This is a genomic window from Polaromonas sp. JS666 (assembly GCF_900103405.1).
Taxonomy (GTDB): Bacteria; Pseudomonadota; Gammaproteobacteria; order Burkholderiales; family Burkholderiaceae_C; genus Polaromonas.
The window spans coordinates 149,795-171,895 of the sequence record NZ_FNHX01000003.1 but is presented as its reverse complement, the minus strand read 5'-3'; the positions used below and the strand labels follow the sequence as shown (position 1 = coordinate 171,895).

The window sequence follows — 22,101 nt, the reverse complement described above, 5'->3', positions numbered from 1 at the left end:
TCAGTAGGCCGCGCCGGGCGCGGCCGCCTGCACGGTAGCGGACGGCACAAGATCCGAAGCCAGGCGCCTGGCGGCGTTGGCATAGACCAGGACGTCGACGCCGACGGCCACAAAAGTGCAGCCCAGCGCCAGGTAACGCCTGGCCAGCGCCGTGTCAGAGGTCAGCGTGCCGGCCGCCTTGCCCGAAGCGATGATGGTTTTCATGGCCCCTTCGATCGCGGCCTGCACCTCGGGGTGGCCGGGTTTGCCGCGGTGGCCCATGGAAGCAGCCAGGTCGGCGGGGCCTATAAAAACGCCGTCCACACCCTCCACCGCGCAAATGGCCTCCAGGTTGCCCAGGGCAGTCACGGTTTCCGCCTGCACCAGCAGGCAGACTTCGTCATCCGCCGTGTCGAGGTAATCGGTGCGCGCGCTCCAGCGCGAAGCGCGCCCCACGGCGCTGCCGACGCCGCGTATACCCAGCGGCGGATAGCGTGTGGCGCTGACCATGGCCCGTGCCTGTTCGGGCGTGTCGACCATGGGGACCAGCAGGTTGTGCGCGCCTATGTCCAGCAATTGCTTGATCAGCGGCACCTCGCCGGCCACCGCGCGCACCACGGGCTGCGCGCGGTAAGGCGCCACGGACTGGAGCGAAGCCAGCGTGCTGCGCAAATCATTGGGCGCATGCTCGCCGTCGATCAGCAGCCAGTCAAAGCCGGCCGTGGCACTGACCTCGGCGAGGTAAGGATCGGCCATGGAAAGCCAGAGGCCGACCTGGGGCCGGCGGGCAGCGAGGGCAGTTTTAAAGGGATTGTTGGCGGGCATGGAAGTGCGGGTCCAGAAAAGAATGGGCGACCGGACCGGCTCAAGCCGCCACGAGATGATGGGCGGGCAAGGTGCCGGTGGCCAGGTAATCCACGATGTTACGCGCGGTGATGTTCGCCACCTGCAGTGCCGCGTCGCGGGTGACACCCGCAACATGCGGCGTGAGCAGCACATTGGGCAGTGCCAGCAGTGGGTGGCCGACAGGCAGGGGCTCGGTGTCGAAGGTGTCCAGGCCGGCGCCATCCAGGTGGCCGGATTGCAAGGCCTCCAGCAGCGCCGCTTCGTCCACGACGGCGCCGCGTGCCGTATTGATGAGCAGGCCGCCGCGCCGCATGAGCGACAGCTCGCGCCGGCCGATCAGGCCGCGCGTGCGGTCGGTCAGCGGGGAGTGCAGGCTCAGGATGTCGACCTGCGCCAGGAAGCGGTCCAGGTCGGGCTCCGTGGCGTGGCCGTCCGCCTGCCCATGGGGACGCAGCACCAGCACCCGGGCGCCCAGCGCGGCGGCAAGCCGCGCCGTGCGGCGGCCTATGCCGCCGTAACCCACGATGCCGACCACGGCGCCGCGGAAATCACGCCCCTGCCAGCTGCTGTCGGCCCAGCGGCCGCCGCGCACCATGCCGTCGAGCAGGGGCAGCTGCCGCGTGAGCGAAAGCATGAGCGCCAGCGCGTGCTCGGCCACGGCATCGGCGTTGGCGGCGGGCGCCACGGCGACGGCAACGCCGCGTTGGCGGGCGGCGGCCAGGTCCACGCTGTCCACGCCCGCCCCATTTTTGGCGACGATCTTCAGCGCCGGGGCCGCGGCCAGGACACGCGCCGAAATCGGCTTGGAGCCCCGCAACACCAGGGCCCGCGCGCCGGTGGCCGCCAGGCGCGCGGCCAGCAGGTCTTCGGTCACGGGATCCGGCAAAAAGGTGATCTGCCCGCCCGCGCCGCGCACGATGTCCTGCGCGGACGGGGCCCAGTGGGCAGCGGTGACGAGAACCTGGAAAGTGGCGTCCATGGGCTCAGTCTATGCGGATGCCGCTGGCCAGAATGAGCTTGCCGTAGCGGTCCCATTCTTCCTGGGTAAAGCGGGCCAGGTCTTGCGGCGCGCCGGGCTGTGTCCGCACACCCAGGTTGCCGAATTTTTCCAGGACGTCGGGCTGTTTGAGCACCGCCACCAGCGTCGCGTTGAGGCGGCTGATGACTTCTTTACTGGTCTTGGCAGGCGCGTACAGCGCATACCAGGCATTGACCTCAAAGCCGGGGTAACCCGCCTCCGAAAAAGTGGGAACGCCCGGCAGTTCAGACAGGCGCGAGGGCGCTGCGACGGCCAGGGCCCGGACCTTGCCGCCCTTGATCAGCGGCGCGGCGCTGGTCAAGGTATCCAGGATCATGTCGAGCCGGCCGCCCAACAAGTCCATGGTGTGGGCATTGCCGCCCTTATAGGGCACATGGCTGATCTGGATGTGCGCGCTCTGCTTGAACAGCTCGGCCGCCAGGTGAAGCGGGGAGCCGTTGCCGGCGGAACCATAGTTCAGCGCGTTCGGCTGGCGCCGCGCGGCTTCGACCAGCGAGCGCAGGTCGGTGTAAGGCGACTCCTTGGCGACGATCAGCACCATGGGCACCACGCCTATGGTGCCCACGGGACTGAAGTCGGCGATGGCGTCATAACCGGGCTTGGCGTAGAGGTGAGGGCTGACCGCGTGGCTCGCCAGCGAGCCCAGCACCAGCGTGTAGCCGTCGGGCGCGGCCTTGGCCGCCGCGGCGGTGCCGATGGTGGTGCCGGCGCCGGGGCGGTTGTCGATGATGACCGGTTGCTTGAGGCTCTCGCCCATCTTCTGCCCCACCAGGCGCGCCACGGCATCGTTGGCGCCGCCGGCGGGGTAAGGCACCAGCAGGGTCAAGGGCTTGTTGGGATAGTCGCTTTGCGCGTAGGCGGTCGGGCCCAGCGCGCAAGCAGCCAGGGCGGCAAGCAGCAGCATGCGGCGGGCGGTGCGCCGCACGGCGGGAGTAAGGCTTGGCATGGTCGTTGTCTCCTTGTGTATTTTTCAAACGGTCTAGCGCTTCGAGGGCATTTCAGGCGGATCGCCCGGGCCAGCCCTCCGGCCACTTGCCATGTGCCGCCCGGCGGGCAGCTCCCGGCAGGGATACTGGGTGCGCAGGCCAAGGTGTCGGCAGCCGATGCGCAGGTCAGCTGACAATGCCCAGGTGCCAGGGCACAAATTCGTGGTCGCCCAGGCCCAGCGCCTCGCTCTTGGTCGGCTCGCCCGAGGCATGGCGCAGGATCTCCTCAAAAATCCGCTGCCCCATCTGCGCGACGTCCAGCTCGCCGTCCAGGATGGCGCCGCAGTTGATGTCCATGTCTTCTTCAAGGCGCTTGAACATCGGCGTGTTGCTGGCCAGCTTGATCGTGGGCGCCGGCTTGGAGCCGAACATGGAGCCCCGGCCGGTGGTAAAGCAGATCAGATTGGCACCGCTGGCGATCTGGCCGGTCGAGGCCACCGGGTCGTAGCCGGGCGAGTCCATGAAGACAAAGCCGTTCTGGGTGATCGGCTCGGCATATTCATAGACCGCCTGCAGCGGCGTGGTGCCGCCTTTCATGGCCGAGCCCAGCGATTTCTCAAAAATATTGGCCAGCCCGCCGGCCTGGTTGCCGTGGCCGACCACGCCGTTGAACTGGGCGTTGTGGCCCGCCGTGTATTTTTCCCACCAGGCCAGACGGTCCAGCAGCTTTTGCCCCACTTCGGGCGTGACGGCGCGGCGAGTCAGCATGTATTCGACGCCGTGGATTTCAGGCGTCTCCGAGAGAATGGCGGTGCCGCCGTGGCGCACCAGGATGTCCATGGCCGCGCCCAGCGCCGGGTTGGCCGTGATCCCGGAAAAACCGTCCGAGCCGCCGCACTCCAGGCCTATCTTCAGGTGGCTCGCCGGCACGGGCCGGCGCCTGGCCGCATTCGCCTCGGGCAGCATTTCGCAGATAGCTGCGATACCGGCTTCGATGGTGGCGCGGGTGCCGCCGACTTCCTGCATCACCAGGGTGCGCATCAGCTTGCTGGTCTCCAGGCCCTGCGACTCCACCAGCGACGACACCTGGTTGCGCTCGCAGCCCAGGCCGACGATCAGCACGCCGGCCAGGTTGGGGTGGCGCGCATAGCCGGCCAGGGTGCGGCGCAGCACGTCGAAATGCTCGCTGGGGGAAGACATGCCACAGCCGCTGGTTTGCGCGAAGGCCGCCACGCCATCCACATGCGGAAAGGCCGCCAGCCGCTCTGGCGTGAAGTGGGCCGCGATATTCTTGATGACGGTGGCCGAGCAATTGACCGAGGACAGGATGCCGATGAAATTGCGGGTGCCCACGCGGCCGTCGGGGCGCACAAAGCCCATGAAGCTGGCACGCTCGGCCTGCGGCACATAGTCCACCGGCCGCACGTCCTGCCCGAAGGCCGGGTCGCGTTCAAAATCCACCAGCGCCATGTTGTGCGAATGCACATAGTCGCCCGCCTCGATGTCGCGTGCAGCCACGCCAATCACCGTGTCGTACTTCAGGATGCGCTCGCCCCGCGCGATGCGGCGGGCCGCGACCTTGTGCCCCGCCGGCACCTGCGCGCGCGCGCGCGCGCCGGCCCCCGGCAGCTCCTGGCCCAGCGACAGCGCGGTTTTGGCGACCAGCACGTTGTCGTTGGCGTGCAGGCGGATCAGCGGGCTGGTGGCGGGGGAGTCGGGGAAAGAGGGGGTCGTGGTGGCGGTCATGGTTTCTTTCGGCGCTCGGCGCCCCTAGCTCTTCATCAATTCCTTGAGCTTGAGCTTGTCGATCAGGGTGGTTTCTTTCTGGTACATGGCGGCCACGTATTTTTCGTAGTCGGGGCCGTCCAGGTAAAGCACGGGCGCGTCTATCCTGTCAGCCACCTGCTTGAACTCGGGGCTGGCCACGGCCACACGGAAGGCCTCGCGCAGCTTCATCGCGACGGCCGGGTCCAGGCCTTTGGGCGCGCCTATGCCGTTGGGCGCATCGACCACGACGTTGTAGCCCAGCTCCTTGAGCGTGGGCGCATCCTTGAACCGCGAAGCACGGCGTTCGCCCCAGGTGGCCAGCAGCCTGAGCTTGCCCGCCTCGACGTGCGGCGCCCAGGAACTGGAATCGGCCAGCAGGTCCACATGACCGCCGAGCACGGCCTGCAGCGCCTCGGCCCCGCCCTTGTAGGGAACATGGTTGAACTGGATGCCCGCGGCAAGCGCGAACTCTTCCATGCCCACATGCGTGGCGCCGCCGACACCCGCGTGGGCATAGGTGACCTTGCCGGGGTTGGCCCTGGCAAAGGCGACAAGTTCCTGCAGCGACTTGAAGCGTGATTCCGCGGGGACGGCCATGCCGAAAGTCTGGCCCGAGGTGCGGGCCAGGTAGGTCAGATCCTTGAGCGGGTCCAGCTGCAGGGTACCCAGCTGCGAAAAGCGCGTGACGGAAATCGGAATCTGGCCGATGGTGTAGCCGTCGGGCTTGGCCGAGGCCATGGCCCGGGTGCCGATCATGCCGGAAGCACCGGCCTTGTTTTCCACCGCGATCGCCTGGCCCAGCACCCGCGACGCGATCTGGCACAGGGCGCGCATGGACTGGTCGGCGGTGCCGCCCGCGGGCCAGGGGCAGATGAAGGTGAGGGGCCGTTCGGGATAGCCCTGGGCCGCGGCACCCAGGGGCTTGATCAGCGCCGCGGCGCCGAGCGCGGCGCCGCCGATCAGCAGGCTGCGGCGCCTGGCGTTGAAGGGAACAAGGGGAAGCTGGGGGGTCGTTTTCATCGGGTTTGTCTGCCTCTGGGTGGATGCCGTGCGCGGTATTCGCCACGGCGATGGCTGCTGCTTTGCGCATTTCTTGTTCCCCGATTCTTGTCGGCTTCCTCATAACAATCCAATCGAATTTCAGAATCTCTTCATAGCCTTTCGGTTAACATGATTCATGACCCAGATAGACCGCGCCCTGCGCTCCAACATCAAGCTGCGCCACCTGCAGCTGCTGGTGGCGCTGGACCAGTTCCGCCACCTGGGCCGGACCGCCGAGTTCCTGTCGGTCAGCCAGCCCGCCGTCTCGAAAATGCTCTCCGAGGTCGAGAGCATGCTAGAGCTGACCCTGTTCGACCGCTCCACCCGAGGCACCGAGCCGACCTCCAGCGGCCAGGCGCTGATCCGGTTTGCCCGCTCGGTGCTGGCCGAGTACGAACGCACACGCGACGAGATTTCCGCCGTGGCCAGCGGCGCGGCCGGACGCACGCGTGTGGGTGCCATGGTGGTGGCCATGCCCGTGCTGCTGGCGGGCGCCGTCAAGCTGCTCAAGCAGCGTTCAACCCTGGCGACCGTGCTGGTCGAGGAAGGCGACCTGACGCGGCTGTTGCCGCGGCTGCGCATGGGCGAGCTGGACCTGTTCGTCGGCCGCCTGGAACCCGGCTACGCCGCCCCCGACCTGGTGACGGAGGCGCTGTTCGGCGAGCCCATGGTGGCCGTGGTCAAGCACGGCCATGCGCTCACGCGCCAGAAAAAACCCAGCTGGAACGACCTGGCCGGCATGCCCTGCGTGCTGCCCCCGCCCTGGGCATCGCTGCGCGTGAAGCTCGAACAGACTTTTTTTCGCCACGGCCTGAACCCGCCCAGCGACATCATCGAGACATCGTCCTTCCTGGCGCTCAGCACCTTTGTGCAGCAGCGTGACGCGGCCGGATTCCTGGCACGCTCGGTCGCCCTGCACTTCCAGCGGGAGGGTTTGTTCGACGTCCTGGCTATCGAGGTTCCGATCGAACTGCCGCCCATAGGGCTCATCACCGTGCGGGGACGGCGGCTGACACCCAGCAGCGAGCAGTTGATGGCCTGCCTGCGCCTGACGGCGGAATCCATCCGGCAATCCGATCCGCAGGCCAAGGCTCGCAAGCCGGCGGCCAGGCGGCGCAGCTTGGTGTGACGCCTTTCCCCGCTGGGGGAAGGAATGAGAAACGCAGGCTTCAGACTGCGCTGAAGTCTGGCTTGCGCTTGTCCAGGAAGGCCGAAAACGCCTCGCGCGCGGCCGGCTCACCCAGCATGCGGCCGAAACTCGCGCCCTCTTCGGCCATGCGCTCGGCCACCAGGGTGGCGTTGCCTTTTTTCATGAGGCGCTTGGTTTCCATCAGCGCGCTCAGCGGCTTGGCCACCAGTTTTTGCGCCTGCCTTTGGGCCAGCGCATTGGCTTCGGTGGGCGGCACGATGCGGTTGATCAGACCGATTTCGAGCGCGGTCTCGGCCATGAAGGGCTCGCCCAGCAGCAGCGCCTCGGCCGCGCGCGGGTAGCCCATGAGCTGGGGCACCAGCAGGCTGGACGCCGCCTCGGGGCACAGGCCCAGGTTCACAAAAGGCATGGAAAAGGCGGCGTTGTCGCCGGCATACACCAGGTCGCAGTGCAGCAGCAGCGTGGTGCCAATGCCGACGGCCGGGCCGCAGACCGAGGCCACCAGCGGTTTGGGAAAGCTGCTGATGCCGCGCAGGAAGCGGAACACCGGCGAGTCCTGCGTTGCGGGCGGCTTGTTCAGGAAGTCGGCAATATCGTTGCCGGCCGAAAAAATCGTTTCATGGCCCTGGATGACCACGGCGCGCACCGCCGCGTCGTGGTTGGCAGATTCCAGCGCGTCGGCCATGGCGCCGTACATGGCGGAGGTGATGGAGTTTTTCTTGTCCAGGCGGTTCAGCGTGATGGTCATCACGCCGGCGTCGACATGGCTCAGGATTTCGGGGATAGAAGTGGGAGTGTTCATGGTGTTTTCCGTCAAGACATCAAGTGTCTCATTCCTTGTAATAGACGACCTGCGTGCTGGTGGCCAGCAGCACGCCGGCTTCGCTCCACAGCTGCGCCGTCTGGTCGAAAAAGCCGTTGCGAAAAGCCTGGGCCTTGGCCTGGCCCAGCAAAAAGCCATCGCCGCATTCGGCAAGCTGCCGGCTGTCCGCATGGAAGTAGGTGGTGATGGAGACCGTGCCGGCCGGCACACGCGTGGCGCGGCGCAGCCAGACGCGCGGGTAGAACACATCGGACATGGCGGCCAGCGCCGGGAAGTCCAGCGGGCGCGGCGGGTCGTCGCGCACCCACAACTGCGTGAGGCTGTCCACGCCGCTGCCATCCCAGACCTGTGGGATCACGCCGCGCACCGGCCGCATGTCGTAGCGATTGGTCCAGGCCGATGTGGCAAAACGCAAGCGGCCCGTCGCATCAGCCAAAGTCACCGCGGGCATGGGCGTGTCGCTAAGGCTCCAGGTCTCGCGGCGTACCGCCGTGACGGCCGTGGCCGTCATCACGGCGCCGGCCGCATCGCCGTCCTGCGACAGCTCCACCGTCCAGTGCTGGGTGGAGCGGTTGGTGCGCACCGGCTTGGCCGTCACGCTGAAGGGCCCTTCGGCCATGGCTGCCGCGTAGTTCACCGTCAGCGCCACCGGCTCGCCCAGCAAGGCCGGGTGCAGCAGGATGGCGCGCAGGGCCGTGGCCGCCGTGGTGCCGCCGAAGGGCCCCACCATGTTCCAGTAGTCGGGGCTGCTGTGGCCCAGCCAGGTGTCGGGCCTGTCGGCGCCGGCGGCTGCCAGCCGCAGCGCCTGGTCAAAAGAATGCGTACTTGTCATGTCCTCAAGTGTGCCCTGGCTTCGCGGCTCAGGCCGTCGTCCTGGCGACGCCGGCCATGCCTTCGATGATTTGCTGGGCGCGCGGCCACAGGGTGTTGTTGAACTGCTCTCGAAAGAATCCGAAATGGCCTATGCGCTTGACCTTCAGGTCCGCCGGCGTGATGCGCTCAAACGTGCGCGGCGCATTGGCGTACAGGTTGATCAGGTTTTGTGTGCCGCGCCAGGTCATCAGCTCGTCGTCAGCGATGGACAGCGCCGTGACCGGGAAGCTGACCTTGCCGTAACTCAGGCGCGCGCTTTCGCCCTCGGCGCCCACGCTGTACTGCGGGTTCAAGCACCACTTGCGCCACTGCATCATCACGCCGGCCGGCAGGTCGCCGACCTTGCGCAGCGAGCGCCCCGGGAAATAGCCGAAAAGCCGCGTCGCCAGTGGCACCAGCACATACCAAAAGTACAAAATCATGCGCCTAAGCTGCGGTGCGTTGTCGCGCCAGTAGCCGCTGCCCGCCGCGATGCTAACCAGGCCGTCAATCTTGTCCTGGTTTTTGAGAAAGCCCGGCAGCTGCGCGCCCAGGCTATGGCCCAAGAGGTAAAGCGGCGCGTCGGGCAAGGCCGCCTTGGCCTCATCGACCACGGCCTCGTAGTCGCCGGCCCAGTCCAGCAAATCGGCCTTGAAGCCGCGCAGGCTGCCACCGGCCGTGGCCGGCAGCGAATCGCCCGAGCCGCGATAGTCAAACGTCGTGACCCGAAAGCCCTGGCTGGACAGCCACTGCGCAAACGGCGCGTAGTAGTGCTGCCGCACGCCCATGGCGCCGCCTATGACCACGCTGGTGTGGGCGGCGAGCGTTGCGTCATACACGCGCAGCGAGAGCTGCGCGGTGCCGGTGGCCAGAGTCTGGATTTGCATCGATGTCTCCTGAAAGTATCAGCAACTACCGTCAACTAACTCGGCGCCACGCCCCCCGCAACAGCCTCAAGGGCGTAGCGAGCGGGATGCAGTGCGAGGCGCGGGTGCCCGCAGAAAACCGGAGCGACCTTCAGGGTCGTGAGGATTTTCTTTGGGCTGCAACGACGCAATGCGCCCGCGCAGTAGCCCCACGCTACACGCGCTCGAAGATGCCGGCTGCGCCCTGTCCCATGCCTACGCACATGGTCACCATGCCGTATTTCAGTTGGTGCCTGTGCAATGCATGAATCACGGTCGCGGCCCGGATTGCGCCCGTCGCACCCAGCGGATGGCCCAGCGCAATCGCGCCGCCCATGCGGTTGACCTTGGCCGGGTCCAGCTTGAGCGTGTTGATGACGGCCAGCGACTGGGCGGCAAAGGCTTCGTTCAGCTCGATCCAGTCCATGTCGTCCTGCGTGAGGCCGGCATAACGCAGGGCAGCGGGAATGGCTTCGATGGGGCCTATGCCCATGATTTCAGGCGGCACGCCCTTGGCGGCATAGCTCACGAAACGCGCCAGCGGCTTGAGGCCGAACTGCTTGACGGCTTTTTCGCTGGCCAGCACCAGTGCACCCGCGCCATCGGAGGTCTGCGAGCTGTTGCCGGCGGTGACCGAGCCGCGCGCGGCAAACACCGTCTTGAGTTTGGCCAGGCCTTCGAGCGAGGTGTCGGGGCGCGGGCCCTCGTCCAGGCTCACGGTGCGGGTCTTGGCGACCACTTCACCGGTTTCCAGGTTGGCCGTGCGGTCGGTCACTTCGACGGGCGTGATTTCATTGCTGAACTCGCCGGCCTGCTGGGCCTTGATGGCCTTGAGGTGCGATTCGAGCGCGAACTGGTCCTGCGCCTCGCGCGAGACCTTCCACTGCTGGGCCACCTTCTCGGCGGTCAGGCCCATGCCGTAGGCGATGCCGACGTTTTCATCATTCATGAACATGTTTGGCGAGAGCGAGGGCGAGTTGCCCGACATGGGCACCATGCTCATGCTCTCGGTGCCGGCGGCGATCATCACGTCGGCTTCGCCCACACGGATGCGGTCGGCCGCCATCTGGATGGCCGAGAGGCCCGAGGCGCAGAAACGGTTGACGGTGATGCCGCCCACGCTGGTCGGCAGGCCGGCCAGCACCGCGCCTATGCGCGCCACGTTCAGGCCCTGCGGGCCTTCGGGAATCGCGCAGCCGCAAATGATGTCCTCAATCGCCTTGGGGTCCAGCGAGGGCACTTGCGCGAGCGCGGCCTGCAGCGCCTTGACCAGCAGGTCGTCGGGCCGCGTGTTGCGGAAATAGCCCCTGTGCGAGCGCCCTATGGGCGTGCGCGTGGCGGCGACGATGTAGGCTTCCTGGACTTGTTTGGCCATGATGGTTTCCTTCAATTTCTCGGTTAACTTTTCCGTGGGCCGGAGGGAATCCAGGCCCAGACAAATTCGCATTCGACCGGGTTCACGCCGGCTTCATCGGTCACGGTGACAGGCACATTGACCTCACCCTTGTCGCTGGCCTGCATGGCCGCGCGCTGTTCGTCGCTCAGCGTGGCCACGGCGCGCAGGGCGCCGGTGGCGCGCTTCTTGAACGCCATCTTGAGTTCCTTGGCCAGCGGGATGCAGTCGTCGCGCACATTCATGCCCACCACCATGCCGGTGGCGGTTTCCGCCAGCAGGTTCATGGCCGAGGCATGCACGCCGCCTATGTGGTTTTGCACCTTCTTCTCGTTCCTGATGCCGATCTCGACCCGGCCCGTGCCCATTTCGAGGAAGTCCAGGCCGGCGGTGCCGGTAAACGGCACAGCGCGGCGCAACACCACGCTGCGAAACCAGGGGCGCGCAAAAGCCGGCACTTCATCGAGCCGCTGCAGTTGCCGCGCCAGGCGGTTGGGTGAGTAATCGTTCATCAGTTACGAACCGGTTTTCCGGTGCTCATCATTCCCATGATGCGTTCTTGCGTCTTGGGATGTTCGAGCAGCGAGCAGAAGGCCTTGCGCTCCAAGGTCATCAAATACTCTTCCGTCACCAAGGTGCCGGCATCCACGTCGCCGCCGCACACCACACCCGCGATCAGGCCGGCGATGTGGAAGTCATGGGCGCTGATAAAACCCCCGTCGCGCATATTGACCAGCTGGCCCTTGATGGTGGCCAGGCCGTTGCGGCCCACCACGGGGAACTGGCGCTTGTGCGGCGCGCGGTAGCCCGAGTTGAACAGCGCGCGCGCCTCATTGAGCGCGACAAACAGTAATTCATCCTTGTTCGGCACGATCACATCGCTGTCGAGCAAGTAGCCGATCTTGCGGCTTTCAATCGCGCTGGTGCCGACCTTGGCCATGGCCGCGGCGGTGAAACCTTCGGTCAGGAAGGGCAGGATGTCCTTGTTGGTCGAGGTGCTGGCGTTTTCGGCCGCGCGGCGCGCGATGTAAGCCAGGCCGCCGGCGCCGGGCACCAGGCCCACGCCGACTTCGACCAGGCCGATGTAACTTTCCATCGCGGCCACACGCTTGGCCGAATGCACCGCCATTTCGCAGCCGCCGCCGAGCGCGATGCCGCGAATTGCCGACACCACGGGCACGGCCGCGTAGCGCAGCTTGAGCATCACGTTCTGCAGCTCGGCCTCGGCCCCTTCGATGGCCTTGGCACCGCCCATCATGAAGGCGGGCAGCATGGCCTGCAGGTCGGCGCCGGCCGAGAACATCTCGTCGTTGGACCAGATGACCATGCCCTTGTAGCTTTTCTCGGCCAGGTCCACGCCCATGGCCAGGCCCTCGGCCACGTCGGGACTGATGGCGTGCATCTTGGTCTTGATGCTGGCGATCAGCACGTCGGCGTTCGCGCCGTCCAGCGTCCAGAGGCGTATCGCGTCGCCCTCATGCAAGGTGGTGCCGGCGGTTTCGAACGCGGGCGCCTTCGAACCCAGCACGTCCTCGGGGAAGAACTGGCGCTCGTACACCGGCAGCTTGCGGCGCGGGACGAATTTTTTGGCCGAGGCGCTCCACGAGCCTTCTGGCGTGTGCACGCCACCGGCCTCGGCCACCGGGCCCTTGAACACCCACTCGGGCAGCGGCGCCTTGGACAGCGCCTTGCCGGCGTCAATGTCTTCCTGGATCCAGGTGGCGACCTGCTTCCAGCCGGCCTGCTGCCAGAGCTCAAACGGGCCCTGCTTGGAGCCAAAGCCCCAGCGCATCGCGAAGTCGATGTCGCGCGCGGTTTCGGCAATGCTTTCGAGGTGCACGGCGGCGTAGTGGAACTGGTCGCGCAAAATGGCCCAGAGGAAACGCGCTTCGGCGCCCTCGGCTTCGCGCAACAGCTTCAGACGCTCGCCCGCGGGCTTTTTGAGCATGCGGCCCACAACCTCGTTGGCCTTGGCGCCGGCCGGCACGTATTCCATGCTCTCCGGGTCCAGGCGCAGGATGTCGCGGCCCTGCTTTTTGTAGAAACCGGCGCCGGTCTTCTGGCCCAGGCTTTTGGATTCCAGCAGCTTGGCCAGCACGGGCGGCGTGCCGTAGATGTCGGAGAACGGGTCTTCCACCTTGCCGGGGCCCAGGTTGTCCTGCAGCGTCTTGATGACGTGGGCCATGGTGTCCAGGCCCACCACGTCGGCGGTACGGAAGGTACCCGAGCTCGCGCGACCCAGCTTCTTGCCGGTCAGGTCGTCGACCACGTCATAGGTGAGCTTGAAGGCTTCGGCTTCCTTGATGGTGGCCAGCATGCTGGCAATGCCCACGCGGTTGGCGATGAAGTTGGGCGTGTCGTGGGCGCGTATCACGCCCTTGCCGAGCGCGCTGGTGACAAAGGCTTCCAGGTCGTCCAGCACCTTGGGTTCGGTGGTCGGCGTGTTGATCAATTCCACCAGCGTCATGTAGCGCGGCGGGTTGAAGAAATGGATGCCGCAAAAACGCGGCTTGATGGATTCAGGCAAAGCCTCGCTGAGCTTGGTGATGGACAGGCCCGAGGTATTGCTGGCCACGATGGCACCGTCGGCGATGAAGGGGGCGATCTTGTGGTACAGGTCGGTCTTCCAGTCCATGCGCTCGGCAATCGCCTCGATGACGAGGTCGCATTCGCGCAGCAGCTCCATGTTTTCTTCATAGTTGGCCTGCTGGATCAGCGCCGCGTCCTCGGGCACGCCCAGCGGGGCCGGCTTGAGTTTCTTGAGGCCTTCGATCGCCTTGATGACGATGCCGTTCTTGGGGCCTTCCTTGGCGGGCAGGTCGAACAGCACCACCGGCACCTTGACGTTGACCAGGTGGGCGGCGATCTGCGCGCCCATGACGCCGGCGCCGAGCACGGCGACTTTTTTGACTTGAAATCGTGACATGGTTAAGACCTTGTTGGGGATGACTGGTTGAAAAATTCGAGCACCGCGTTCCAGTAGCGCTGCGGCTCGTCACGCATGCCGTGGGTGTGCTCGGCCTTGTCGAGGATCACGCGTTGGATGCGCTCGGGCCTCGAGGCGGCCTGTTGCAGGGCATCGCCGAAATGCACCGGGGTCCAGCGGTCGGCCCGGCTGTGGATCAGCAACACGTCCACGTCGCGCATCCTGGCCAGGTGGTGCACGGGCCGCAGGTGCAGCTCGCCTTGCGGGCTGATGCGCCGGCTGATGTTGAGCACCGCATGGGCAAAGGGGTAAGCTTTCCAGAAATCGGGCAGCGTGGGCGGGCAGCCTTCAGCCACCACTTTGTCGTAAGGAAAATCCGCCTCGGCAATCGCGCTCAGCGTGTTGATCGCGCCGAAGGAGGCCGTCAGCGCATGCACCGGCAGGCCGGCAAAAGCGCCGCGCGCCCACTGCCCCACCGATAACGCATCGCCCGGAAAATCAAAATTCGTCGACGGGCTTTCACCAAAGCCGTTGAAGTCGAAAGCCACCACATGAAAGCCCGCATCGAGCAGCGCTTGGGCATGGCCGTGGCGCAGCCAGAAACCCTTGCAGGCAAAACCCATGGGATGGGCGCAGACCACGACGCCGCGCGGAGGCAGCGGCGTGCGCGCCACAATGGCCTCGAGCCGGCTGGTGCTGCGGCTGGTGATGCGCACCCGCTCCCAGCCTTCCTGCGGCACGTCGGCGGGCCAGCGCCAGGGTTTCATGAAGCGGCCGAAAAACGGCTTCTTGAGCAGGTAATGCCCATACCAGCGGCGCGCGGCCGGCGGGGTGCTTGCAGCATCGCCAAAAGTCATGGACCGCAAGCGAGAAATTGCTTCACCCATGGCAGGCCTTCAGTTCCGTGGAGTTCATTGCAGGCGTGTCCAGGTCTGGGTGCGGCCGAAAGGGCCGATGGAGCCGCGCACTTCCATCTTCTTGCCACCCTCAATAGGTGTCATCTTGAGGGTGTAGCTTTTGCCGTTATCAGGATCGAGAATCTTGCCGCCCTCCCAGACGTCGCCGTCGGGCGACTTCTTGGCACCGCGAATGATTTCCAGGCCCAGGCGTGGCTTGTCCTTGCGGTCGTCGGTGCATTCGGTGCAAACGTCGTCGGGTTTGACGCCGGGGGACATGCGCTTTTCGACTTTGCCGTTCAGCACACCGCCGGCTTCAGCGATACGGACCTCGAATTTGGGATCACCGGTTTTTTCGTCGAAGCCGCGCCACAGACCCACTGGCGTGTTCTGGGCCAAGGCCGGGATGGCCATCAGGCCCAGAACGATCATCAACAATTTTCTTTTCATGGTCTCTCCCGTCGATCTGTTCAAGAGATTCAAGCCAGCGCTTCGTCGGTTTCCATCAGCGACTTGCTGCCGGCGCGCGCGGTGCGCATCAGCGTCGCGGTCTCGGGGAACAGCTTGGCGAAGTAAAACCGCGCGGTCTGCAGCTTGGCCACGTAGAACTTGTCGGTGTTGCCGGCGGCGATTTCACGCAGCGCGGTCTGCGCCATCAGCGCCCAGAAGTAGCCGAACACCAGATGGCCGGCCACGCGCAGGTAGTCGACGGCGGCGGCGCCCACTTCGTCAGGGTTCTGGAAGCCCTTGAAGCCCAGCTCGGTGGTGAACTTGGTCATCTGGTCGGCCAGGTAGGCCAGCGGGTTGATGAACTCGGCCATCTTCTCGTTGACGCCTTCCTCGGCGATCAGCGCGGCGATCACCTTGCCGAACTTCTTCAGCGTGGCGCCGTTGTTGCCCAGGATCTTGCGGCCCAGCAGGTCCAGCGACTGGATGGTGTTGGTGCCTTCATAAATCATGTTGATGCGGTTGTCGCGCACGAACTGCTCCATGCCCCATTCCTTGATGAAGCCGTGGCCGCCGAAGACCTGCATGCAGGCGTTGGTGGCAATGTGGCCGTTGTCGGTCAGGAAGGCCTTCACGATGGGCGTGAGCAGGGCGACGATCTCGCCGGAATCCTTGCGCACTTTCTCGTCGGGGTGGTTCAGTTCCTTGTCGAGCAGCAGCGTGCAGTAGATCGCCAGGGCCCGGCCGCCTTCGGCATAAGCCTTGGCGGTCAGCAGCATCTTGCGCACGTCGGGGTGCACGATGATGGGGTCGGCCGGCTTGTCTTTGGCCTTGACGCCGGACAGCGAACGCATCTGGATGCGGTCCTTGGCGTAGGCCAGCGCGTTCTGGTAAGCCACTTCGGTCAGGCCCAGCGACTGGTTGCCCACGCCCAGGCGGGCGGCGTTCATCATCACGAACATCGCGGCCAGGCCCTTGTTGGGCGCGCCCACCATGGTGCCGACGGCGCCTTCGAGCACCATCTGCGCGGTGGCGTTGCCGTGTATGCCCATCTTGTGCTCCAGGCCACCGCAGTAGATGTCATTGCGCGAACCGATGGCGCCGTCCTTGCCGATGTTGAACTTGGGCACGGCGAACAGGCTGATGCCCTTGCTGCCCTGAGGCGCGTCCGGCAGGCGGGCCAGCACCAGGTGCACGATGTTGGCGGCCATGTCGTGTTCACCGGCGCTGATGAAGATCTTGTTGCCGGTCAGGCGGTAGGTGCCGTCAGGCTGCGGCTCAGCCTTGGTGCGCAAGAGGCCCAGGTCGGTGCCGCAGTGCGGCTCGGTCAGGCACATGGTGCCTGTCCATTCGCCGCTGGTCAGCTTGGGCAGGTAAAGCTTTTTCTGTTCGTCGGTGCCGTGGGCATGCAGGGCCTCGTAGGCGCCGTGCGACAGGCCCGGGTACATGGTCCAGGCCTGGTTGGCCGAATTCAGCATTTCGTACAAACACTGGTTCACCACAAAAGGCAGGCCCTGGCCGCCGTATTCCGGGTCGCAGCTCAGCGCGGCCCAGCCGCCTTCAACGTACTTGGCATAGGCTTCCTTGAAGCCCTTGGGCGGCGTGACTTCGTGGGTGGTCTTGTCGAGCTTGCAGCCCTCTTCGTCGCCGCTGATGTTCAGCGGGAAGGTCACTTCGGCGGCGAACTTGCCGGCTTCCTCGAGCACCGCGTTGATGGTGTCCGCATCGACCTCCGCATGCTTGGGGATGGCCTTGAATTCATCGGTGACCTTGAGCACTTCGTGCATGACGAACTGCATGTCGCGCAAGGGTGGGTTGTACTGGGGCATGGTCGGTAGGTCCTTTAGCGTTAAACCGGTTTGGAAGGGGAGGCTTTGCCCGAAGCTTTTTTGGGCGAAGCGGTAGAAGGGGTGGAAGAAGCGGCCGTGGCGTCGCCATAGCGCGCCAGGATGTTGGCAAAGCCCGTGTTGGCGCGGTCCATGGAACCCGGCGTTTTCAGGAAGCGGGCCTCGTAGTGCAGCGCCAGGATCAGGCCGTGGATTTCAAACGCCATCTGGTGCTCATCGGCATCGGGCCGCAGGTGGCCGGCTTCCTTGGCCTGCACCACCGCGCGGTACATGGCCGCCAGCCAGGTGCGCACCGAGCCCGCCAGCGCGTCGCGCACCGGGCCCGGCCTGTCGTCAAACTCGACGGCGCCGCTGATGTAAAGGCAGCCTGAATCAATTTCCAGCGAGGTGCGCTTCATCCAGTTGTGGAACAGTGCCGCCAGGCGCGGCAGGCCGCGCGGCTGCTGCAGAGCCGGGAAGAAGACTTCTTCTTCGAAACGCACGTGGTATTCGCGGATCACCGAGATCTGCAGTTCCTCGCGCGAGCCGAAATGGGCGAACACGCCGGACTTGCTCATGCGCATGACCTCGGCCAGCGCGCCTATGCTCAGGCCCTCCAGCCCGATCTGCGTGGCCAGGCCCAGGGCCGCATCCACGATGGCCGCCTTGGTCTGCTGGCCTTTTTGCTGGCTTTTGGCCACGGCGCTGCCCGGAGCGGGGGCGCGGGAGGCTTTGGCGGGAAGTTCTGTGACGGGCATGAGGTGCTACAAAATAAAACGAACGGTCGTTCTATTTTGCAACACTTTGATGACCATGGGCAAGCCGGGGTTGTTGGGTACCTGTTTATAGGGACCCAGCTCTAACCGCGAATAGGGTAAACCCCCGTCCGGGCTCACTGCGTGTAGCCCGTTCCCCCCTTCCAGGGGCGGGCGCCTGCGGCCCGGCAAAGCCGGTTCCGTGGCCCCCACTGGTGAAGTACCCCCCCCAGCGTGGGGGTTCTACTTCTTGAGTTTGAAGGGCACGACGGTCTGGTGCTGCTCACCCAGGCCTTCAATGCCCAGCGACATCGTGTCGCCCTTTTTCAGGAACACCGGCGGCTTCATGCCCAGGCCCACGCCGGGCGGCGTGCCGGTGGTGATCACGTCGCCGGGTTCCAGGGTCATGAACTGGCTCACGTAGCTGATGATCTTGGCGACGCTGAAGATCATGGTTTTGGTGCTGCCGTTCTGCACACGCTTGCCGTTGACTTCCAGCCACATGGACAGTTTTTGCGGATTCGGCACTTCGTCGCGCGTGACCAGCCAGGGGCCCAGGGGGCCGAAGGTGTCGCAGCCCTTGCCCTTGTCCCAGGTGCCGCCGCGCTCGATCTGGAATTCGCGTTCGCTGACGTCGTTGATGGTGCAGTAGCCGGCCACGTGGTTGAGCGCCTCTTTTTGCGAGACATAGCGGGCCTGCTTGCCGATGATCACGCCGAGCTCGACTTCCCAGTCGGTCTTGACCGAGTTCTTGGGCAGCATGATGGGGTCGTTGGGGCCCTGGATGCAGCTGGTGGCCTTCATGAAGACGACGGGCTCGGCCGGAATCGGCAAGCCGGATTCGGCGGCATGGTCGGCGTAGTTCAGGCCGATGGCGATGAATTTGCGCGTGCCGGTGACGGGGCTGCCGTAGCGCGGCGAGCCCTTGACCAGCGGCAGCTTGTCGGTCTTGAGCTTGGCCAGCTTGGCCAGCGCGGCGTCGCCGAGCTGGTCGGGACCTATGTCCTTGATGACGCTGCTGAGGTCGCGCAGCTTGCCATTGGCATCGATAAGGCCGGGTTTTTCCTTGCCGGGGTTGCCATAACGAACGAGTTTCATGGTTTTCCTTTTTGGTGAATCGGTGAAATCAGTAAGTGGAGCGGCCGCCCGAAAGGTCGAACACCGCACCGGTCGAAAAAGAACAATCTTCGGTGCACAGCCAGCTGACCATGGCCGCCACCTCATCGGGCGTGCCGAAGCGGCCCATGGGGATTTTGGAGAGCATGAACTGGATGAACTCGGGCGTCATTTGCTCAAAAATCGGGGTTTTCACCGCGGCCGGCGTCACGCAGTTGACGCGCACGCCGGTGTCGGCGAGTTCCTTGCCCAGCGATTTTGTCAGCGCGATCACCGCCGCCTTGCTGGCGCTGTAGGCGCTGGCGTTGGGGTTGCCCTCCTTGCCGGCGACCGAGGCGATGTTGACGATGCGCCCGTAGTTGCGCGCGCGCATGCGCGGCACGACTTCGCGGCAGCAAAAGAACAGGCCGTTGAGGTTGACCTGCTGCACCTGCATCCACTGCTCGGGCGGGTAGTCCCAGAGTTTGACGTTGGGGCCGGTGATGCCGGCCGAGTTGACCAGCGCGTCTATCACCGGATTGTGGGCAAGCGTCTGTTTGACCGCCTCCACCACGCTGGCATGGCTGCCGACGTCAACCGCCACGGTGTGCACGCCTGCGCCCAGGGCGGACTTCGCTTTCTCCAGCGCCTCGGGCTTGATATCCCACAAGGTGACGGTGCCGCCCGAAGCCAGCATGCGCTGCGCAATCGCAAAACCCAGGCCGACCGCGCCGCCCGTGATCACCGCGTGCCGACCTTTCAGGTCGAGCTGGTTCATATGGTGATGCCGCCGTCGATGTTGTAGGCCTGGCCGGTCACAAAGGCGGATTCGTCGCTGGCCAGGAAGGTCACCAACGGCGCGATTTCATGCGCCTGGGCCAATCGCCCCAGCGGCTGGCGCGCGATAAAGGCCTTGCGCGCCTCCACCGGGTCGGCATTGGCGTTGATGCGGTCCTGCAGCGAGGGGGTGTCGACGGTGCCGGGGCAAATCGCATTGCAGCGCACGCCGTCGGCCACAAAATCGGCCGCCACGCTTTTGGTGAGGCCTATCACCGCGGCCTTGGTCGTGCCGTAGATAAAGCGGTTGGGCAGGCCCTTGATGCTGCCGCAGACGCTGGCCATGTTGATGATGCTGCCGCGTTTTTGGGCCTGCATTTTCGGCAGCACGGCCTGGATCATCCAGAACTGCGCGCGCACATTGAGCTGAAAGGCGAACTCGAGCTCTTCATCGGTGGCCTGCAGCGCGGTGCCGCCGTGCACAAAACCCGCGCAATTGAACAGCACGTCCAGCGCCGGCAGGCCGCCCACCAGCTTGTGGATGGCGGCCTTGTCGAGCACGTCCAGCGGCAGCGCGGTGATATTGGCCACGCCTTGGTAGCTTTCCAGCAGCTTGGGGTTCAGGTCGGTGGCCCAAACCTGCGCGCCTTCAGCCGCCAGCGCCAGCGCGCTGGCGCGCCCGATGCCCTGGCCGGCCGCGGTAATCAGGGCCTTCTTTCCTTCAAGTCTCATCAATGCTCCTACAGGGTTTTGCCGGATGTTGTCCCGGGGGTTTCATGGGATTATCAATTGGTCTGACCACTTGTCCAATTCTGGCTTACCCTTAAGCCGCCCATTCTTTCCCTTTACCCCTTCCACATCGCCTTCCATGCCCCTGCAGACCGTCGAACCACAACGCCTGTACCGCCAGATCGCCGAGCAGCTGCGCACGCTGATCTCCGCCGGCGAATGGGCCGTGGGCACGCGCCTGCCGGCCGAGCGCGACCTGGCGCGCCAGCTGGGCGTGAGCCGGCCCTCGGTGCGCGAGGCGCTGATTGCGATGGAAGTCGAGGGCTGGGTCGAGGTGCGCACCGGCTCGGGCGTCTATGTGCTGGACCGCAGCGGCGCGCCCAGCCTGGCCAACGGCCGGGCCGGGGAGATACCCCCCGACGAATGGGGCCCGCTGGAACTGATACGCGCGCGCCGCGTGGTGGAAGGCGAAGTCGCCGCCATGGCCGCCACCCAGGCCAAACGCAAACACCTGGAGGCGATGGACAAGGCCATCGCCAGCATGCAAGCCGATGCCGACCGCGGCGTGCTGCCGCTCGATGGCGACCGGGCTTTTCACAGCGCCATCGTCGAGTCCTGCGGCAATGTGGTGCTGATCGAAACCGTACAGCGCTTCTGGGATTCGCGCCGCGGCCCGCTGTTCGAGCGTTTGGGCGGCCATTTTGAAACCGTGGAATCCTGGCGCTCGGCCATCGCGGAGCACCAGGCGATTTATGAGGCGGTGCGCAACCACGACCCCGACGCCGCGCGCGCGGCCATGCATGAACACATGGACCATTCGCACAAACGCTTCAGCGTGAGCTGGCGCCGGACCAAGCAGCAGAAGACACCCAAAAAATAAGAAGAAGCATTCCCGCACCCGGAGATTTCCCTCAACCGCAACTTGGCACTACAAGAAAAGAAAGCGAGACAAACATGAATTTCCTGACCCACACCAAGCGACTGGCCGCGGCGCTGCTGCTGTCCACGGGCCTGTGCGCCATCGCCACGGCCCAGCCTTACCCGAACAAGCCGATTGAAGTGATGGTGGCCTTCCAGCCCGGCGGCGGCACCGACTCGCTAGCGCGCGCCTATGCCGAAGCGGCCAAAAAATACACCACCCAGTCGCTGGTGGTCTACAACAAGCCCGGCGCCAGCGGCGCCATAGGCCTGGCCGACGTGGTCAACGCCAAGCCCGACGGCTACAAGATCGCCATGCTTTTCGTGGAGGTCACCATCCTCCCGCACATGGGCATCACCAAGATCACGCAGGACGACTTCATCCCGATTGCCCGCCTCAATGCCGACCCGGCCGCCATCACGGTGCGCGCCGACTCGCCCTACAACACGATTGAGGATTTCCTCGCCGCCGCCAAAAAGACCGGCAGCGACGTGAAGGTCGGCAACGCCGGCAACGGCTCCATCTGGCACCTGGCGGCCGCCTCGCTGGAGGAAAAAACCGGCGCCAGGTTCAACCATATTCCCTTCCAGGGCGCGGGCCCCGCCGTGCTGGCCCTGCTGGGCGGCCATGTGGACGCCGTGGGCGTGAGCCCGGCCGAAGTCGCGGTGCACGTGGCCGCCGGCAAGCTCAAGATCCTGGGCGTGATGGCCGACCAGCGCGTCAAGGGCTTTGAGAACGTGCCCACGATGAAGGAACGCAAGATAGACCTGTCCATAGGCACCTGGCGCGGCCTGGGCGTGGCCAAGGGCACGCCGCCGGAAGTGGTGGACTACATACGCGCCATGACCCAAAAGGCCGCCGACGAACCCATCATGAAAGAGGTCATGGACAAACTCAACCTGGGCTATGCCTATGCCGACGGCCCGGCCTTCAAGGCGCAGATGGTGCGCGACAACGACACCTTCAAACAACTGGTGACCAAGCTCAACCTGAAGAACTGAGGCAGCGGC

The 22,101-nt window shown here is 65.4% G+C and carries 21 protein-coding genes; 3 read left to right on the top strand and 18 right to left on the bottom strand.

Features of this window, described 5'->3' with window-relative positions:
• The 5 genes from hpaI to BLQ85_RS09025 all read right to left on the bottom strand — a co-directional run bounded on the left by hpaI (position 1) and on the right by BLQ85_RS09025 (position 5,577).
• Positions 1-804, bottom strand: coding sequence for a 4-hydroxy-2-oxoheptanedioate aldolase (hpaI, locus tag BLQ85_RS09045; protein ID WP_074576057.1), 804 nt, complete (start codon positions 802-804; stop codon positions 1-3).
• A 40-nt stretch (positions 805-844) separates the two neighbouring features.
• Positions 845-1,804 carry an NAD(P)-dependent oxidoreductase gene (locus tag BLQ85_RS09040; protein ID WP_074576055.1) on the bottom strand — a complete coding sequence of 320 codons (960 nt, stop codon included), beginning with the start codon at positions 1,802-1,804 and terminating at the stop codon, positions 845-847.
• A gap of 4 nt (positions 1,805-1,808) precedes the next feature.
• A complete protein-coding gene (locus BLQ85_RS09035) occupies positions 1,809-2,810 on the bottom strand; it encodes a Bug family tripartite tricarboxylate transporter substrate binding protein (RefSeq protein WP_074576053.1) in 1,002 nt (333 codons plus the stop codon).
• A 166-nt stretch (positions 2,811-2,976) separates the two neighbouring features.
• Entirely contained in the window at positions 2,977-4,536 is a 1,560-nt protein-coding gene (locus tag BLQ85_RS09030; protein ID WP_074576051.1) for a UxaA family hydrolase, read from the bottom strand.
• A 24-nt stretch (positions 4,537-4,560) separates the two neighbouring features.
• On the bottom strand, positions 4,561-5,577 hold the full coding sequence (locus BLQ85_RS09025) for a tripartite tricarboxylate transporter substrate binding protein (protein WP_074576049.1): 1,017 nt from the start codon (positions 5,575-5,577) through the stop codon (positions 4,561-4,563).
• Positions 5,578-5,734: 157 nt separating this feature from the next.
• On the opposite strand from BLQ85_RS09025, the gene BLQ85_RS09020 reads away from it, so the two are divergent.
• Positions 5,735-6,727, top strand: coding sequence for a LysR substrate-binding domain-containing protein (locus BLQ85_RS09020; protein ID WP_074576047.1), 993 nt, complete (start codon positions 5,735-5,737; stop codon positions 6,725-6,727).
• A 40-nt stretch (positions 6,728-6,767) separates the two neighbouring features.
• Here BLQ85_RS09020 and BLQ85_RS09015 read toward each other — a convergent pair whose 3' ends face one another.
• From BLQ85_RS09015 to BLQ85_RS08955, 13 genes are all read right to left on the bottom strand, one after another.
• Complete coding sequence (locus BLQ85_RS09015; protein ID WP_175456077.1) at positions 6,768-7,550, bottom strand: enoyl-CoA hydratase; 783 nt, start codon at positions 7,548-7,550, stop codon at positions 6,768-6,770.
• A 28-nt stretch (positions 7,551-7,578) separates the two neighbouring features.
• Complete coding sequence (locus tag BLQ85_RS09010) at positions 7,579-8,403, bottom strand: acyl-CoA thioesterase (RefSeq protein WP_074576045.1); 825 nt, start codon at positions 8,401-8,403, stop codon at positions 7,579-7,581.
• 28 nt (positions 8,404-8,431) lie between these two features.
• Positions 8,432-9,310 (bottom strand): alpha/beta hydrolase family protein, encoded by an 879-nt coding sequence (locus tag BLQ85_RS09005; RefSeq protein WP_074576043.1) that lies wholly within the window; start codon positions 9,308-9,310, stop codon positions 8,432-8,434.
• Positions 9,311-9,503: 193 nt separating this feature from the next.
• On the bottom strand, positions 9,504-10,703 hold the full coding sequence (locus BLQ85_RS09000) for an acetyl-CoA C-acyltransferase (protein ID WP_074576779.1): 1,200 nt from the start codon (positions 10,701-10,703) through the stop codon (positions 9,504-9,506).
• A 23-nt stretch (positions 10,704-10,726) separates the two neighbouring features.
• A complete protein-coding gene (locus BLQ85_RS08995; RefSeq protein ID WP_074576041.1) occupies positions 10,727-11,233 on the bottom strand; it encodes a DUF4442 domain-containing protein in 507 nt (168 codons plus the stop codon).
• Complete coding sequence (locus BLQ85_RS08990; RefSeq protein WP_074576039.1) at positions 11,233-13,647, bottom strand: 3-hydroxyacyl-CoA dehydrogenase/enoyl-CoA hydratase family protein; 2,415 nt, start codon at positions 13,645-13,647, stop codon at positions 11,233-11,235. Before BLQ85_RS08990 ends, BLQ85_RS08995 begins: the two co-directional genes overlap by 1 nt.
• A 2-nt stretch (positions 13,648-13,649) precedes the next feature.
• Positions 13,650-14,534, bottom strand: a complete 885-nt coding sequence (locus BLQ85_RS08985) for an alpha/beta hydrolase (RefSeq protein WP_074576037.1) — start codon at positions 14,532-14,534, stop codon at positions 13,650-13,652.
• A gap of 24 nt (positions 14,535-14,558) precedes the next feature.
• Positions 14,559-14,993, bottom strand: coding sequence for a DUF2147 domain-containing protein (locus tag BLQ85_RS08980; protein WP_074576035.1), 435 nt, complete (start codon positions 14,991-14,993; stop codon positions 14,559-14,561).
• Between the two features lie 29 nt (positions 14,994-15,022).
• On the bottom strand, positions 15,023-16,819 hold the full coding sequence (locus BLQ85_RS08975; protein WP_074576033.1) for an acyl-CoA dehydrogenase C-terminal domain-containing protein: 1,797 nt from the start codon (positions 16,817-16,819) through the stop codon (positions 15,023-15,025).
• Between the two features lie 20 nt (positions 16,820-16,839).
• Positions 16,840-17,574, bottom strand: a complete 735-nt coding sequence (locus tag BLQ85_RS08970; RefSeq protein ID WP_074576031.1) for a TetR/AcrR family transcriptional regulator — start codon at positions 17,572-17,574, stop codon at positions 16,840-16,842.
• Positions 17,575-17,814: 240 nt separating this feature from the next.
• On the bottom strand, positions 17,815-18,669 hold the full coding sequence (locus BLQ85_RS08965; RefSeq protein ID WP_074576029.1) for a fumarylacetoacetate hydrolase family protein: 855 nt from the start codon (positions 18,667-18,669) through the stop codon (positions 17,815-17,817).
• A 28-nt stretch (positions 18,670-18,697) separates the two neighbouring features.
• Positions 18,698-19,444: an SDR family NAD(P)-dependent oxidoreductase gene (locus BLQ85_RS08960; protein ID WP_074576026.1), complete on the bottom strand. Its 747-nt coding sequence runs from the start codon at positions 19,442-19,444 to the stop codon at positions 18,698-18,700.
• A complete protein-coding gene (locus tag BLQ85_RS08955; protein ID WP_074576024.1) occupies positions 19,441-20,175 on the bottom strand; it encodes an SDR family oxidoreductase in 735 nt (244 codons plus the stop codon). Before BLQ85_RS08955 ends, BLQ85_RS08960 begins: the two co-directional genes overlap by 4 nt.
• 136 nt (positions 20,176-20,311) lie before the next feature.
• On the opposite strand from BLQ85_RS08955, the gene BLQ85_RS08950 reads away from it, so the two are divergent.
• Complete coding sequence (locus BLQ85_RS08950) at positions 20,312-21,052, top strand: FadR/GntR family transcriptional regulator (RefSeq protein WP_074576022.1); 741 nt, start codon at positions 20,312-20,314, stop codon at positions 21,050-21,052.
• Between the two features lie 74 nt (positions 21,053-21,126).
• Positions 21,127-22,092: a tripartite tricarboxylate transporter substrate binding protein gene (locus BLQ85_RS08945; protein ID WP_074576019.1), complete on the top strand. Its 966-nt coding sequence runs from the start codon at positions 21,127-21,129 to the stop codon at positions 22,090-22,092.
• Positions 22,093-22,101 lie beyond the last annotated feature (9 nt).

Bases quoted from the DNA above. Each gene is read 5' to 3' on its own strand.
- hpaI (WP_074576057.1), bottom strand. From the start codon at position 804: ATGCCCGCCAACAATCCCTTTAAAACTGCCCTCGCTGCCCGCCGGCCC.
- BLQ85_RS09040 (WP_074576055.1), bottom strand. From the start codon at position 1,804: ATGGACGCCACTTTCCAGGTTCTCGTCACCGCTGCCCACTGGGCCCCG.
- BLQ85_RS09035 (WP_074576053.1), bottom strand. From the start codon at position 2,810: ATGCCAAGCCTTACTCCCGCCGTGCGGCGCACCGCCCGCCGCATGCTG.
- BLQ85_RS09030 (WP_074576051.1), bottom strand. From the start codon at position 4,536: ATGACCGCCACCACGACCCCCTCTTTCCCCGACTCCCCCGCCACCAGC.
- BLQ85_RS09025 (WP_074576049.1), bottom strand. From the start codon at position 5,577: ATGAAAACGACCCCCCAGCTTCCCCTTGTTCCCTTCAACGCCAGGCGC.
- BLQ85_RS09020 (WP_074576047.1), top strand. From the start codon at position 5,735: ATGACCCAGATAGACCGCGCCCTGCGCTCCAACATCAAGCTGCGCCAC.
- BLQ85_RS09015 (WP_175456077.1), bottom strand. From the start codon at position 7,550: ATGAACACTCCCACTTCTATCCCCGAAATCCTGAGCCATGTCGACGCC.
- BLQ85_RS09010 (WP_074576045.1), bottom strand. From the start codon at position 8,403: ATGACAAGTACGCATTCTTTTGACCAGGCGCTGCGGCTGGCAGCCGCC.
- BLQ85_RS09005 (WP_074576043.1), bottom strand. From the start codon at position 9,310: ATGCAAATCCAGACTCTGGCCACCGGCACCGCGCAGCTCTCGCTGCGC.
- BLQ85_RS09000 (WP_074576779.1), bottom strand. From the start codon at position 10,703: ATGGCCAAACAAGTCCAGGAAGCCTACATCGTCGCCGCCACGCGCACG.
- BLQ85_RS08995 (WP_074576041.1), bottom strand. From the start codon at position 11,233: ATGAACGATTACTCACCCAACCGCCTGGCGCGGCAACTGCAGCGGCTC.
- BLQ85_RS08990 (WP_074576039.1), bottom strand. From the start codon at position 13,647: ATGTCACGATTTCAAGTCAAAAAAGTCGCCGTGCTCGGCGCCGGCGTC.
- BLQ85_RS08985 (WP_074576037.1), bottom strand. From the start codon at position 14,534: ATGGGTGAAGCAATTTCTCGCTTGCGGTCCATGACTTTTGGCGATGCT.
- BLQ85_RS08980 (WP_074576035.1), bottom strand. From the start codon at position 14,993: ATGAAAAGAAAATTGTTGATGATCGTTCTGGGCCTGATGGCCATCCCG.
- BLQ85_RS08975 (WP_074576033.1), bottom strand. From the start codon at position 16,819: ATGCCCCAGTACAACCCACCCTTGCGCGACATGCAGTTCGTCATGCAC.
- BLQ85_RS08970 (WP_074576031.1), bottom strand. From the start codon at position 17,574: ATGCCCGTCACAGAACTTCCCGCCAAAGCCTCCCGCGCCCCCGCTCCG.
- BLQ85_RS08965 (WP_074576029.1), bottom strand. From the start codon at position 18,669: ATGAAACTCGTTCGTTATGGCAACCCCGGCAAGGAAAAACCCGGCCTT.
- BLQ85_RS08960 (WP_074576026.1), bottom strand. From the start codon at position 19,444: ATGAACCAGCTCGACCTGAAAGGTCGGCACGCGGTGATCACGGGCGGC.
- BLQ85_RS08955 (WP_074576024.1), bottom strand. From the start codon at position 20,175: ATGAGACTTGAAGGAAAGAAGGCCCTGATTACCGCGGCCGGCCAGGGC.
- BLQ85_RS08950 (WP_074576022.1), top strand. From the start codon at position 20,312: ATGCCCCTGCAGACCGTCGAACCACAACGCCTGTACCGCCAGATCGCC.
- BLQ85_RS08945 (WP_074576019.1), top strand. From the start codon at position 21,127: ATGAATTTCCTGACCCACACCAAGCGACTGGCCGCGGCGCTGCTGCTG.